The organism is Kaistella treverensis (assembly GCF_900114045.1).
In the GTDB taxonomy this organism is placed as follows: domain Bacteria; phylum Bacteroidota; class Bacteroidia; order Flavobacteriales; family Weeksellaceae; genus Kaistella; species Kaistella treverensis.
This window is the reverse complement of the sequence record NZ_FORQ01000002.1, coordinates 205,590-218,712: the sequence shown is the minus strand read 5'-3', so window position 1 is coordinate 218,712 and position 13,123 is coordinate 205,590. Positions and strand designations below refer to the sequence as shown.

The following is a 13,123-nucleotide window of genomic DNA, read 5'->3' as shown; positions in this document are numbered from 1 at the left end:
ATTTTTACTTCATACGATTTTACGCAAAAATCAGTTTATCAATCTATGAAATACTTTCTTTTTTTTGCCTTCTGTATTTCGTTACAGATGTGCTCGCAAGTTCAAAAACCCGAAATTTCTCAACAGAATAAAAATTCAATTTCAATGGAAAATTCCACCACTCAAAAAGAAAACCCTTATTATTCCCGTACAGACCGCACCAAACTGAATGTTCCCAACTCGGAATGGGAAAAAATACTTTCGCCGGAAGTTTACGCAGTTGCGAGAGAAGCGGCAACGGAAAGACCGGGCACGGGAAAATATAACCAGTTCGACGAATTAGGTGAATATTACTGCGTTGTTTGCGGAAACCATCTTTTCCGCTCAGATTCTAAATTTTCCTCAACCTGTGGCTGGCCAAGTTTTTTTGAAGCTGATAAAGAAGGCGTCATCTATAAAAGAGATTCAACCTACGGCATGGAAAGAACCGAAGTTTTATGCAAACGCTGCGACTCTCATTTAGGACACGTTTTTAACGACGGTCCGCCACCTACAGGCACACGTTTCTGTATGAATTCCGTAAGTCTGGATTTTATTCCCGACTCGAAAACAGAAAATAACAAATAAAAAAAATGCAGCTTATTGCTGCATTTTTTTATTTTAGCTTTTAATGTTTAAATCAAAGGTGCGCCAACCTGAATATCACAACGGTGGTGCGGTTCACCATGAGCCGGATTGAAAGCCGGTTTTGGTCCGCTAACCTGAACGGGCGCTGCCGAAGATGACACTGCCGGTGCAATCGGACTGGTATTAAAGCCAGGTGCAATACTGCCCGGCGTCGGTAGCGACTGTACATTTTGCGGCGCACTGTCTAGCGGTGCACCAACCTGAATGTCGCATCGGTGATACGGCTGCCCGTGTTCCGGATTTAAAGTCGGTTTCTGCGCTGTAGCAGCAGTATTTTCGCTTAAAGTTGTGTTTGCAGATGTAGTGTCAGCGACGACCATCGCATCTTTTTGTGGCGTGTTCAGCGGCTCGATATTTTGCGCCGCCGGCGCATTTTTGTCGCAGGAATACAAAAGCGCAGTGCCTGCAATTATTAGCGGTATTTTTCGCATATTTTCTGTTTTTATCAAAAATATTAATTAAAATTTAAAATCTACACCCACGTAAACATTTGCGGGCATAATCGGTGCGTATACCATTCCGGCATCGAAATAATTTCCAAACGGATTCTCAGCATCCAAAATCGGGTTGGCTTGCATTGTACTTGTTAAATTTTCACCACCAATATAAGCACGGAAATTTTTATTAAAGTTTCGTGAAATCTGTGCGTTTAACGTCGCATAACTTTTCGAATAGTCGGGAAGTCTATATTCTGCCGGGTTTGAATCTAAATTTGGAAGTTTTTGCTGTCCCACCAATTGCAAAGTGGTATCGAAATTCCAGAAAGCTTCTTTTTCATTTTTAGTTGTGGAGTAAGAAGCATTAAAGAATCCACGGTTTTTTGCCATAAACGGAATTTCTCTTTTTCCATCTTTAAAATCAGCTTGTACATCGTAATATTTATACGCCAATCTCATTTCCAGATTTCTGGCTGGTGAAAAATCAACCTGTGTTTGGAAACTGTTTGCAAACGAATTTCCGTCTAAGTTGTAAAACACGATTTTCTGCGGTGAAACGTCTAAATCCGTAAGGACCTCATTTTGAAAATCTGTTCTGAAGAAATCAGCAACTAAACTTGCTTTACGATTAAATAACTTGAATTCCTGCTGAAGACTTGCACCGTAATTCCAGGCAATTTCCGGCTCTAAATCATATATTTTTCCGCCATTTCCTAAGATTTCAATCTCACGGTTTGAAGCTAAATACTGCTGATTTTCCGCAAAAACATTCGCTGTACGGAAACCTCGTCCAGCAGAAAGTCTCAAAATGGTTTTCGGTGAAAGATCATATTTGAAGTTCAAACGCGGTGTAAACTGAGTTCCGGCTAAGTTGTGGAAATCTGTTCGGACACCTGCAACCAAAGTATATTTCAAACCTGAAAGCGTGTACTCGAAAAATAAACCGGGAACCGTTTCAGTTCTTTGGTAATTTTGCGTTAAATAATCTTCGTCGTAATTGTCATACAGAAAGCTTGCGCCGGTTTTAAATTTATTATTGGTGTTGCCGATTATACTTTCAAAAACCAAATTTGAATAAAAAGTGTTCTGTTTGCCCCAATAATTTCGGTTTCCGAAAAAACTGTCCTGCAGGTGCGTGGTGAACTGGTTCATCCAACCGATACTTTGGTAGGGTTTATCTTTAAAAATATAGCCGGTTTTGTTCCATATTTCGAAGCGCGAAAGATCGATTCCCACACCATAAGCGTTCTGCTGAGACTGATCAATTTTTTTGTCAAATGCAGTTTGTCCACCGAAACGCTCGTCTTTCACAAAACTTATTCCGAAATGCGTTCCCCAGCCGGAATTTTCTAAATCGTTATAATTCAGCAAGTAAGCAGCATTAATTTGGTTCCCGGTCGGTTGATCCAGAAATCCATCGTCATTAGAATCAATTTCACCTAAAGTGGCGTTGCCATGAAGCAAAACCGTTTGGTTCCATTTTTCGTTCAAAGGAGTAGTAGAAGTGATGTTGGTTTCCAGGCGGCCGTTCGCGTCAGCGAAAACATTTAAGGCAGTTTCCGGAGTTTCGTTGAATTTTAAAAGCTCGGTATTGATCTGGCCGGTAATACTTTCGTAGCCGTTCACCACGGTGCTGCCACCTTTGGTCAGTTGAATCCCGCCAATCCATCTGCCGGGAATTAAATTCAAACCATACGGCGCCGCCAAACCGCGGACAGATGGCAAAAGTTCTTTAGTTAAGGACGTATATTTTTGGTCCAAACCCAACATTTTCAGTTGTTTTGTTCCCGTCACGGCATTGCTGAAGGAAACGTCCACAGTCGCGTTGGTTTCAAAACTTTCAGAAAGGTTACAACATGCCGCTTTCAGCAATTCTTTTGTTCCGATATTAAAGGTTAATCCGGTTTCCTTCTTGCTTAGAGCCGTTGCATCAGCCGTTTTTATAAGCCGAACTTCGTCGATGGATTTTTGAAAATGGTCATCGAAGTTGCTGAAATCTTTTTTAGGTTTTGGCGCATCGGAATGCACGCCTTCGCCCTGCACACCAAATTCTGCGTCGCGGTCATAAAGACAACAGCCAGGCAACTTTTTATAAACCGTATCGGTGGTTAAAAACTTTTCATTATCGTGCCCAACATCAGCGATTTTTTTCAAAATAGCTTCAGCAGACGTTTTTGCAGGATCGAATTCCAGAGAAACTTTTTGCGTTTCAGCGCTCCAGTTTGCATCTGTGGCGCCGGCGCTTTTTGCTGCAGTTTCAATTCTGGCTTTACACATATCGCAATTGCCACGCACAAAGTATTCCTGAGTTGGTGCTGCAACTGCAGTTTCTGTAGTTGCTGACAATAAATCTGGGCTTCGTTCATAATGACAGCAGCTTGGTAATTTGTCATAAATTGCATCTGAAGCACGATATTTTTCATTGTCGTGACCAACATCGGCGATATTTTTTAAAATTAAATCCGCAGATGTTTTTGCTGGATCAAATTCTACTTCAAGTTTTTGGGTTTCTGCGTTCCAAACGGCGGTTTTAGCACCGGATTTTTTGGCTGAGGTTTCAATTCTTTCTTCACACATTCCGCATTCTCCTTTTACGGTAAAAGTAGATTTTGTAAGGGTTTGAGCGGAAATAAAAGAGGAAATTAAGAATATAAATACTAAGAGACTTCTTAATAAAGTTTTCATTTTTTAAAATAAATTAGTTAACATAGAAATTACCGAAAGTACAAACTTTCGGCTGTACGAGGTATGTTAACCAATTTTTGGCGGTTGCCAAATGTTCTGAAGAGCAGAAGTAAAGTGCAGCGTTTGGTAATCAAAATTTGCCTTTGAAGCAAAAAAATGCTTTTCAAAAGGTGATTTGAATTCTGCTGAAAGGAAATTTACGGTAAACTGAACCGTGCAGGATTTACAGTCGTTGCAATCGTGGTTACAGTCGTCTTTTTTAGGTGAATCTTTTGTGGTTTTCGAATGACAGTCGGTGGACTTTTTAGTGTCGCAGCAATTCTTTGCGTCATTCATTTTTTTGTCGCAATGTTCAACGGGGCTTTGTGCAAATACCATTTGTTTGGGCAGAATAAAAATTCCAAGACCCAAGACGATAAAAAGTATTTTTAAAGTTTTCAACATGCTGATGCAAAATTACTAATTAATTTCCGATCTACGAACACTGTTAAACCTTCATAAGAAAAAGTTAAAAATTTCTCATTTAAAGGCTTGATAATTAAATAATTGTATTTTTGCGCCTCCAAATTACCAAACATTACCTATGCAAAAATTCCTTTTAATCTTAGTTTCTGTTCTGTTTTTCAGCACTTCTTTCTACACCATTAAAAGCAAAAGCGAAAAGCACACAGCAAATATTATTAAAGCTGAAACCACAAATATTCCGCTGAAGTCAAAAGCAAAAAATTCGGCCGAAAAGGCGGCAGAAATTTATAACAGCATTTCTTTTTCCGATATGAAAAAACTTAATCCCGAAGTTTTTGAAAAAGCTTTCCTTGGTTTTGAAAACTTAAAAAAAGCCGGAAAAATGCCCGAAAATTCCAATCTTTTAAGCATCTGCGATTTTTCACTTTCTTCCACCGAAAAAAGATTGTGGGTAATTGATCTTGCTGAAAAGAAAGTTCTGTTTAATTCTCTTGTTGCGCACGGAAAAAATACTGGTGAAGAGTTTGCGCAGAAATTTTCGAATATCGAAAGTTCTTACCAAAGCAGTTTGGGTTTTTATATCACTGAAGGATCTTATAACGGTTCAAACGGATATTCGATGAAACTCATCGGTATGGATGCGGGTTACAATGATGCGGCGCTGCAGCGCGCAATTGTAATGCACGGCGCAGATTATGTGAGTGAAGATTTTATGAAGAGCCAGAAACGTTTGGGTAGAAGTTGGGGTTGCCCGGCGGTGCCGCGTGAATTGGCACAGCCGATTATCAATACCATAAAAAATAACAACTGCCTTTTTATTTATTATCCCGACCAGCAATATCTTTCGAGCTCGAAATGGCTGAAACCAGAAATAAATTCATAAAGTAAAACACAAAAAAACCCGCAAATAGCGGGTTATTTTTTTATTTCAGTTCAATCGGGTTGTTGTTTTTCTTTTGCTCCTCGGCCATTCTGGTTTCCATTTGCCGGCGCTGATTGGGGTCCGGGCTTCTCATGGAACCACGGCTTTGCGGTGCGCTGATTCCGGAGCCGCCTCGGGAACCCATTGCTGCCTGGACAAAAGCTGCGGGATCTTTGCGGAACTGCGCTTCTTGCTTTTCAAAATCTCTCCTTTTTACTTTCACTAAGTTTCCACGTTGGTTAAAATCCTGCATTTCAGCAATTTTTTTGGTTTCTTTCAAGTCAAAGGAATAATCACCCTTTGCATCTTCCACTTTAACAATTAAACCCGGCAAGCCGGAAAATTTATACGGTCCGTCCTGGAAAGGGACTTCCGTCGTAAACCAGGCGTACCAGGTTCTTCCTGCAAAATCTGTTTGCGCTTTTTGGGTTTTATATTCACCAATTGTGGCAGTTTCTGGCAAAATTTTCCAGTCCATCTGGCGGTCTTCTTCGTAAGAGTATTGATCGCGCAAAATTCTGGCGTTGTACAATTTTTTACCGGTTTTATAATCTTTTTCGACAAGGAAATCCAGGTTGGTTCTAAGACCCTGCATCTGACTTCTGTCAAAATTAAATGTTCCGGTCTGGCGCGCTCTGCCAAAGATGGAATCTCTTTTTAGCCGGTTTTCGGCATAAAAAATCGATTTTTCCGGAGTAATATCAAGGTAAGCGTTTTCGGTTTTAATATCGTTTCGGTTAGTAGAATCCGGTTTCATTGAAACCTGATAAACAAAACGGGTGGCTTGTGCGAAAAAAAATTGGCTCGTTAAGGCCAAAAAAAACAGTCCTAATTTTTTCATTATTTTAATTTGGTTTTGGATGAAATTCGCCTGCAATAGTTAAATTTTTAAAGCTATTGAAGTTATAGACAAATATATACGTCCTAATTTGATTTTCATTTTATTATTAGTAATTTTGCAATCTAAAATGATTCTAAATAAAAACAATGATAAAAGTTAGCGATCACGCAAAAGAAAAAGCCATTCAGTTAATGACTGAAGAGGGTTTTAGGCCTTTTGAAGATTATATAAGAGTCGGTGTAAAAAGCGGCGGTTGTTCGGGATTGGAATATGTACTGAGATTTGATAACCAAAAAGACGACGCTGACCAGGTTTTTGAGGATAATGGTATTAAAATTATCATCGATAAAAAATCGATACTTTACCTTGCGGGAACCACTCTGGAATATTCAGGAGGTCTGAACGGAAAGGGATTCATATTCAATAACCCAAACGCAAACAGAACTTGCGGTTGTGGTGAAAGTTTTTCCCTGTAAATTCCTATAATTTTTAAGAAAATGGCAAAATATACAGAAGACGACCTTCGGGTTGATCTTGAAAATCAGAAATACGAATACGGTTTTACCACAGACATCGAGTACGATGATTTTCCGATTGGTCTAAGCGAAGAAATCGTACGCATGATTTCGGCAAAAAAAGAAGAACCGGAATGGATGACGGAATGGCGCCTTGAAGCTTTCCGCATCTGGCAAAAAATGGAAGAACCGGATTGGGCGAATGTGAAATATGAAAAGGTTGATTTTCAATCGATTCAATATTACGCGGCACCAAAGAAAAAACCGGAATTGGCGAGTTTAGATGAAGTTGATCCGGAATTATTGAAGACTTTCGAAAAGCTCGGCATCAATATTAATGAGCAGAAGCGGCTGACCGGCGTTGCGATGGATATCGTGGTTGATTCAGTTTCAGTAAAAACCACGTTTCAGAAAACATTAAAGGAGAAAGGCATTATTTTCTGCGCTATTTCCGAAGCGATCCGCGATTATCCGGAATTGGTTCGTAAATATATCGGAAAAGTCGTCCCAAGAGGCGATAATTTTTATGCAGCTTTAAATTCGGCGGTATTTTCCGACGGAAGTTTCTGCTATATTCCGAAAGGTGTAAAGTGCCCAATGGAACTTTCCACGTATTTCCGTATTAACCAGTCGGGTAGTGGGCAGTTCGAAAGAACGCTGCTTATCGCTGATGAAGGAAGCTACGTTTCTTACCTCGAAGGCTGTACAGCGCCGTCAAGAGACGAAAACCAACTGCACGCAGCTGTGGTGGAATTATTCGCCATGGACGATGCTGAAATTAAATATTCAACCGTTCAAAACTGGTATCCCGGAGATGCTGAAGGAAAAGGTGGCGTTTTCAATTTCGTAACAAAACGCGGAATTTGTGAGAAAAATGCAAAAATTTCCTGGACTCAGGTCGAAACTGGCTCTGCCGTAACCTGGAAATATCCGAGCTGTATATTAAAAGGTGATAATTCAATCGGGGAATTTTATTCCATCGCGGTAACCAATCATCACCAATACGCCGATACGGGAACGAAGATGATCCACATCGGAAAAAATACGAAATCAACAATTATCTCGAAAGGAATTTCAGCCGGTAAATCGAACAATTCTTACCGTGGTTTGGTGAAAGTAATGCCGACTGCAAAAGGTGCGCGGAACTTTTCACAGTGTGACTCTTTATTGATGGGCAACGATTGCGGCGCACATACCTTCCCATATATTGAAGTAAAAAATCCGACAGCGCAGCTTGAGCACGAAGCCACCACATCAAAAATTGGTGAAGACCAGATTTTTTACTGTAACCAAAGAGGAATCAGTACCGAAAAGGCAATTGCGCTGATTGTAAACGGTTTCGGAAAAGAAGTACTGAACAAATTACCGATGGAATTTGCCATCGAAGCACAAAAATTATTAGAAATTTCTTTGGAAGGTAGCGTCGGTTAATTGGACAAAAGCAAAAAATTTGCCCAAATACCTGCCAGAAAATTTCATTAAATATTTAAAATAAAAAACAGGAAGTAATTAACCTTTAATTATCTAATTACCTCATTTCATATTATGTTAAAAATTAACAACTTACACGCAAAGATCGAAGACGGAGCAGAAATTCTGAAAGGAATTAATCTTCAAATAAATCGGGGTGAAGTTCACGCGATTATGGGACCAAACGGTGCCGGAAAATCAACTTTAGCTTCGGTGATCGCCGGAAAAGAAGAATATGAAGTCACCGACGGCGAAATTCTTTTCGAAGGAAGAGACATCGTGGAAGATGCGCCGGAAGAGCGCGCACACGAAGGCATTTTCCTTTCTTTTCAATATCCTGTGGAAATTCCCGGAGTTACCGTGACCAATTTCATCAAAGCTGCCATCAACGAAAACCGAAAAGCAAAAGGTTTGGAAAATATGACCGCAAAGGAAATGTTGGCTTTGGTTAAAGAAAATTCCGAGAAACTCAACATTAAAAGAGATTTCCTGTCACGTTCTTTAAACCAGGGTTTCTCCGGAGGTGAGAAAAAACGTAACGAAATCTTCCAGATGATGATGCTCAACCCGAAATTAGCGATTCTGGATGAAACCGATTCTGGTCTTGATATTGACGCGCTTCGAATTGTAGCAGATGGTGTAAATTCTTTCCGTAACGCCGGAAACGCTGTTCTATTGATTACCCATTACCAGAGACTTTTAGATTATATCGAACCAGATTTTGTACACGTTCTGGCTGACGGAAAAATCATTAAAACAGGCGACAAATCGCTGGCTTTGGAACTTGAAGATAAAGGATACGATTGGCTTTTGAATTAATTTGAGATTTGAACTACGCTGATTTCTTTTAAAATATCAAACTTCAAATATCAAACTAAATAATGGCTTTATTAGAAAATATACATAATAACCACGCGGCTTTTTTAGACACGCTTCAGCACAGTTTTCTGGACGAAAACCGAAAGGCTGCGCTGCAAAAATTCTTCCATTTTGGCTTTCCGACAAAGAAAGATGAAGAATATAAATACACAAATTTGCGCGAAATAACCGAGAAAAATTATAATTTTTTCCCGACAGAAGCGCACACCATTTCCAAAGAAAAAATCGCGGAACTGCATTTGGGCGAAGAAAATTTCGACTGGATAGTCTTTATTAACGGCAGGCTCCACAAGGAATTTTCAAAAATTTCCATCGAAAACGTGGAATTATTATCCTTTAATTTCGCGCTGAACGATCCGAAACATAAAGATGTTTTCGAACATTATTTCAATACGATTGCCGACCAAAATTTGGCTTTCACCAATTTGAATACCGCATATTGCAAGCAGGGATTTTTCCTGAAAGTACCGAAAAATGTGGTCATTGAAAAACCCATTCACGTTTTTTATATCTCTCAGAATCAGGACGAAAATACCTTTTACAACACCAGAAATTTGCTGATTGCAGAAGATGGTTCCAAAATCGAGGTGATTGAAAGTCACCATAACTTTGATGAAACCTACGTTTTCACCAACACGGTTACCGAAATTTTCACTTACCAGAACGCGAAGGCAGACTGGCACAAAGTGCAGAACGACAGCGACACGTCTTACCTCGTGGACCACACTTTTGCAAAACAGGAGCGCGACAGTTTAACCACCGTCAACACTTTTTCCTTCGGCGGAAAACTCGTGAGAAACAACCTGGATTTCATTCATAACGGCGAAAATATCAACTCGTTTATGAACGGAATTACGATTATCGACAACGAGCAACTGGTGGATCATCACACCGCGGTGCACCACAAAACACCGAACTGCGAAAGTTACCAGAACTACAAGGGAATTTACAAAGGCAAATCTCACGGCGTTTTCAACGGGAAAGTTTACGTGGACAAAATCGCGCAGAAAACCAATGCTTATCAGCAAAACAACAATATTTTGCTGAACGAAGGCGCTTTGGTTGACAGTAAACCGCAGCTTGAAATTTTCGCTGATGATGTGAAATGTTCCCACGGCTGTACCGTCGGTCAGCTCAATGAAGATGCGCTGTTTTACCTGCGCGCGCGCGGCATTTCACACAAAGAAGCGCAGGCCATGTTACTTTTCGCTTTCGCTAATGACGCTATGGAAAATATTGATATTGAACCACTTCGCGTAAAAATATCAAAACTTCTAGCCGAAAAACTGGAAGTCGATATGGCGTTCGAAGATATATTTTAAAAAGAAAAATTTGCCGTTTAACGGCATTTTTTTTTGTTTTGCAGAAACGATCTGTAAAGTTCAACTTTGCTATTCAGGAAAATTTGCCGCTAAAAGGTCTAATTTTTCTATTTCGCCAAATAATATTTTTTGGCCGTTTCAAGAGCATTTTTTTCGGGCGACTTTTTCCGTCCTCCACTCCCGCTTTTTTGCTCCGCTTCGCTTCGCAAAAAGAGCTCCGTTCAAGCCGGGTCGCGAATACGTCCTTAAAGGAAACCAAACGTTCTAACCAATATCAGAAATAAAAAAAACGGGCTAAAAGACCGTTTTTTTTCGTTTTACAAAAATTATTTTAAAAAGTAATTCTTTATTCGTTTTTAAGAAAACCTTCCAAAATCTCGCACGCAGATTTCGGTAAATTCGTGCCCGGCCCGAAAATAAAATCAGCACCGTTTTCGTAAAGAAAATCGTAATCCTGCTTCGGAATTACACCACCAACAACAATCGTAATGTCATCAGCGCCAAGTTTCTTCAATTCTGCCACCACTTCCGGAACCAAATATTTGTGTCCTGCAGCCAAAGACGAAACACCCAAAATATGAATGTCGTTTTCCACCGCCTGTTTTGCCACTTCTTCCGGAGTCTGGAAAAGCGGAGCCACATCAACGTCAAAACCCATGTCTGCAAATGCAGTTGCGACTACTTTTGCACCGCGATCGTGACCGTCCTGACCCATTTTCACCACCATAATTCTCGGTCTGCGGCCTTCATTTTCCTCAAATTTCTCCGCTAAAGAAAATGCTTTTCCGAAATATTCATTTTTGCTTGCGTTCATGGCATAAATTCCTTCAATAGTTCTAATGTTGGCTTTATAACGCCCGAAACTTTCTTCCATCGCGTCGCTCATTTCACCTAAAGTTACGCGTCGGCGCGCAGCTTCGATGCAGATTTCCAAAAGATTTCCTTCCCCTGATTTCGCGCATTCTTTAATTTTTTCGAGTATTTCTGCCGTTTTTTCCGGGTTTCTCGCGGCTTTTATGTGATTTAACCTTTCGATTTGTTTACGGCGCACTTCAGAGTTATCAATGTCTAAAATCTCCAGTTCCATTTGCTTTTGCGTGGACTTAAAAGAATTTACACCAATAATAAACTCTTCGCCACTATCGATTTTTGCCTGCTTTTTCGCTGCAGCTTCTTCAATTCTCATTTTTGGGATTCCGGCTTCAATGGCTTTGGTCATGCCGCCTTCTTTTTCCACTTCTTCTATGAATTTCATGGCTTCGTCGATCATCTGTTGAGTCAGGCTTTCGACCAAATGACTGCCGCCCATCGGATCTACGACGTCGCAGATGCCGCTTTCCTGTTGTAAAATTATCTGGGTGTTTCGGGCAATTTTCGCGGAATAATCCGTTGGCAAAGCGATGGCTTCATCCAGCGCGTTGGTGTGCAAAGATTGTGTTCCACCCAAAGCTGCAGACAGCGCTTCAATCGTAGTTCTGGTGATATTGTTGAAAGGTTCCTGTTCAGTCAAACTCCAGCCCGACGTTTGCGAATGCGTGCGAAGTGCTAAAGATTTTTGGTTTTGCGGATTGAACTGCGTTAAAAGATTTGCCCAAATATACCGTGCAGCGCGCATTTTAGCAATTTCCATAAAATGGTTCATGCCGACCGCCCAGAAAAACGAGAGACGTGGCGCAAAATCATCGATGTTCATGCCGGCTTTTATGCCGGTTCTTACGTATTCCAAACCGTCAGCTAAAGTGTAAGCCATCTCGAGAACCGGCGTCGCGCCAGCTTCCTGCATATGATAACCCGAGATGGAAATCGAGTTGAACTTCGGGATATTTTTCGAGGTATATTCAAAAATATCCGCGATGATTTTCATCGACGGAGTCGGCGGATAAATGTAGGTATTGCGCACCATAAATTCCTTTAAAATATCGTTCTGAATGGTTCCGGAAAGTTTTTCCTGAGATACGCCTTGCTCTTCTGCAGCCACAATGTAAAAGGCCAAAACGGGCAAAACCGCACCGTTCATGGTCATCGAAACAGAAATTTCATCCAACGGGATTTCATTGAACAAAATCTTCATGTCTTCCACAGAATCGATGGCAACTCCGGCTTTTCCCACGTCTCCCTTTACTCGGGGATGATCGGAATCGTAACCGCGGTGCGTTGCTAAATCAAAAGCTACAGACAAACCTTTTTGTCCCGCTGCTAAATTTCTTCTGTAAAAAGCATTGGATTCTTCAGCGGTAGAAAAACCCGCATACTGGCGGATTGTCCAGGGTTTCTGAACGTACATCGTGGAATAGGGGCCGCGTAAATACGGCGCTAATCCGGCGGAAAATTGCTGTTCGGTAAGTTTTTCAGAGTCTTTTTCGGTGTAGGAAGATTTTAATTGTAAACCGTCTTTTTCAAAAAAATAAGGCGTTTTACCCGGTAATTTTATGGAGAAATCGGGCTTGGTATTTTTAATGGCGTGGCGCATTGGTATTGACTTTAATGGAGGTAAAGTTACAATTTTTTCAGGAGTAGAAGCTTTCGGTGGAAACTTGAAGTTTGCGGGGAAACCGAAAAATTTGCCCAAATAACCAGTAAAAAAAATCCGTCTGGTGTTGACGGATATTTTTTATTTAATGTCAGGATCTATTTTCTTGGTTTCGCGCCTTTCTTCTTTCACTTTTATTTCGTGATCGGCTTTATTAATTTCTTCTTTGATGTTTTCACCGGTTTCCTGTAATGCATCGCCGGTTTGTTCCGCTACGACTTCTATTTTATCACCAACTTTTTCGGCGGTGGAATCAATTCTCTCTTTATCAAGGCCGACGGTTTCTACCGTGGTGCGGTCGCCATCTTCTTCAATTGTTGTTGTGACCTTTTTTTCGCAGGATGTAAATGCCAAAAGCAAAATAAAGGAGCCAAAAATCAGTTTTTTCATA

General features: G+C 40.5%; 12 protein-coding genes. 6 read left to right on the top strand and 6 right to left on the bottom strand.

The genetic code is table 11. The features are described 5' to 3' along the window. Positions 1 to 87: 87 nt before the first annotated feature. Positions 88 to 606, top strand: coding sequence for a peptide-methionine (R)-S-oxide reductase MsrB (msrB, locus tag BMZ55_RS06440; protein ID WP_089819625.1), 519 nt, complete (start codon positions 88 to 90; stop codon positions 604 to 606). Between the two features lie 47 nt (positions 607 to 653). Here the strand turns inward: msrB and BMZ55_RS06435 are convergent, their stop codons facing one another. The 3 genes from BMZ55_RS06435 to BMZ55_RS06425 all read right to left on the bottom strand — a co-directional run bounded on the left by BMZ55_RS06435 (position 654) and on the right by BMZ55_RS06425 (position 4,124). Further along, positions 654 to 1,097, bottom strand: coding sequence for a hypothetical protein (locus BMZ55_RS06435; RefSeq protein WP_089819624.1), 444 nt, complete (start codon positions 1,095 to 1,097; stop codon positions 654 to 656). Between the two features lie 27 nt (positions 1,098 to 1,124). Continuing rightward, the gene (locus tag BMZ55_RS06430; protein ID WP_089819623.1) at positions 1,125 to 3,788 is read right to left on the bottom strand and encodes a TonB-dependent receptor domain-containing protein; all 2,664 of its coding nucleotides are present in this window, start codon (positions 3,786 to 3,788) and stop codon (positions 1,125 to 1,127) included. A 66-nt stretch (positions 3,789 to 3,854) separates the two neighbouring features. Further along, complete coding sequence (locus tag BMZ55_RS06425) at positions 3,855 to 4,124, bottom strand: hypothetical protein (RefSeq protein ID WP_143068757.1); 270 nt, start codon at positions 4,122 to 4,124, stop codon at positions 3,855 to 3,857. Between the two features lie 247 nt (positions 4,125 to 4,371). Here BMZ55_RS06425 and BMZ55_RS06420 point away from each other — a divergent pair, with 247 nt between their 5' ends. Continuing rightward, the gene (locus BMZ55_RS06420) at positions 4,372 to 5,136 is read left to right on the top strand and encodes a murein L,D-transpeptidase catalytic domain family protein (protein ID WP_089819621.1); all 765 of its coding nucleotides are present in this window, start codon (positions 4,372 to 4,374) and stop codon (positions 5,134 to 5,136) included. 40 nt (positions 5,137 to 5,176) lie between these two features. Here the strand turns inward: BMZ55_RS06420 and BMZ55_RS06415 are convergent, their stop codons facing one another. Further along, entirely contained in the window at positions 5,177 to 6,016 is an 840-nt protein-coding gene (locus tag BMZ55_RS06415) for a GLPGLI family protein (RefSeq protein ID WP_089819918.1), read from the bottom strand. A 146-nt stretch (positions 6,017 to 6,162) separates the two neighbouring features. Between BMZ55_RS06415 and BMZ55_RS06410 the strand changes: the two genes are divergently transcribed. The 4 genes from BMZ55_RS06410 (at position 6,163) to sufD (ending at position 10,202) form a co-directional block, all read left to right on the top strand. Next, positions 6,163 to 6,492: a HesB/IscA family protein gene (locus BMZ55_RS06410; protein WP_089819620.1), complete on the top strand. Its 330-nt coding sequence runs from the start codon at positions 6,163 to 6,165 to the stop codon at positions 6,490 to 6,492. A gap of 21 nt (positions 6,493 to 6,513) precedes the next feature. Further along, on the top strand, positions 6,514 to 7,962 hold the full coding sequence (gene sufB / locus BMZ55_RS06405; protein WP_089819619.1) for a Fe-S cluster assembly protein SufB: 1,449 nt from the start codon (positions 6,514 to 6,516) through the stop codon (positions 7,960 to 7,962). A gap of 114 nt (positions 7,963 to 8,076) precedes the next feature. Next, entirely contained in the window at positions 8,077 to 8,820 is a 744-nt protein-coding gene (sufC, locus tag BMZ55_RS06400; RefSeq protein ID WP_089819618.1) for a Fe-S cluster assembly ATPase SufC, read from the top strand. A gap of 62 nt (positions 8,821 to 8,882) precedes the next feature. Further along, positions 8,883 to 10,202 carry a Fe-S cluster assembly protein SufD gene (gene sufD, locus BMZ55_RS06395; RefSeq protein WP_089819617.1) on the top strand — a complete coding sequence of 440 codons (1,320 nt, stop codon included), beginning with the start codon at positions 8,883 to 8,885 and terminating at the stop codon, positions 10,200 to 10,202. A 346-nt stretch (positions 10,203 to 10,548) separates the two neighbouring features. Here sufD and scpA read toward each other — a convergent pair whose 3' ends face one another. After that, on the bottom strand, positions 10,549 to 12,672 hold the full coding sequence (gene scpA / locus BMZ55_RS06385) for a methylmalonyl-CoA mutase (protein WP_089819615.1): 2,124 nt from the start codon (positions 12,670 to 12,672) through the stop codon (positions 10,549 to 10,551). 141 nt (positions 12,673 to 12,813) lie between these two features. Continuing rightward, entirely contained in the window at positions 12,814 to 13,122 is a 309-nt protein-coding gene (locus BMZ55_RS06380) for a hypothetical protein (RefSeq protein ID WP_143068756.1), read from the bottom strand. Position 13,123: the final 1 nt, after the last annotated feature.